The sequence below is a fragment of the Amycolatopsis speibonae genome (assembly GCF_042647925.1).
Taxonomy (GTDB): Bacteria; Actinomycetota; Actinomycetes; order Mycobacteriales; family Pseudonocardiaceae; genus Amycolatopsis; species Amycolatopsis speibonae.
Window position 1 is genome coordinate 1 of record NZ_JBHRWK010000153.1, and the last position, 1079, is coordinate 1079.

At 54.7% G+C, this 1079-nt stretch carries 1 rRNA gene; it reads left to right on the plus strand.

Annotated features, from left to right (window positions below):
* A 23S ribosomal RNA gene (locus ACFOSH_RS43115) occupies positions 1-1033 on the plus strand; the annotation flags it as partial.
* Positions 1034-1079 lie beyond the last annotated feature (46 nt).

Here is a 1079-nt window from a genome sequence, read left to right on the forward strand (position 1 = left end):
GGGGTGAAGCTGAGAATTTAAGCGCCAGTAAACGGCGGTGGTAACTATAACCATCCTAAGGTAGCGAAATTCCTTGTCGGGTAAGTTCCGACCTGCACGAATGGCGTAACGACTTTCCGGCTGTCTCAACCACAGGCCCGGCGAAATTGCACTACGAGTAAAGATGCTCGTTACGCGCGGCAGGACGGAAAGACCCCGGGACCTTTACTATAGTTTGGTATTGGTTTTCGGTTCGGCTTGTGTAGGATAGGTGGGAGACTGTGAAGCTGGCACGCTAGTGTTGGTGGAGTCGTTGTTGAAATACCACTCTGGTCGGATTGGGAATCTGAACCTCGGACCATGATCTGGTTCAGGGACAGTGCCTGATGGGTAGTTTAACTGGGGCGGTTGCCTCCTAAAGAGTAACGGAGGCGCCCAAAGGTTCCCTCAGCCTGGTTGGCAATCAGGTGTTGAGTGCAAGTGCACAAGGGAGCTTGACTGTGAGACAGACATGTCGAGCAGGGACGAAAGTCGGGACTAGTGATCCGGCACCACCTGGTGGAAGGGGTGTCGCTCAACGGATAAAAGGTACCCCGGGGATAACAGGCTGATCTTGCCCAAGAGTCCATATCGACGGCATGGTTTGGCACCTCGATGTCGGCTCGTCGCATCCTGGGGCCGGAGTAGGTCCCAAGGGTTGGGCTGTTCGCCCATTAAAGCGGCACGCGAGCTGGGTTTAGAACGTCGTGAGACAGTTCGGTCCCTATCCGCCGCGCGCGTAGGATACTTGAGGAAGGCTGTCCCTAGTACGAGAGGACCGGGACGGACGAACCTCTGGTATGCCAGTTGTCACGCCAGTGGCATGGCTGGTTAGCCACGTTCGGAAGGGATAACCGCTGAAGGCATCTAAGCGGGAAGCCTGTTCCAAGATGAGGTATCCCACCCCTTTGTGGGTTAAGGCCCCCAATAGACCATTGGGTTGATAGGCCAGAAATGGAAGCACAGTAATGTGTTGTCGAGTTGACTGGTACTAATAGGCCGAGGACTTGCCCACAAAGATGTTACGCATCCACTCTACAGCTCTGAAACACCACACAACC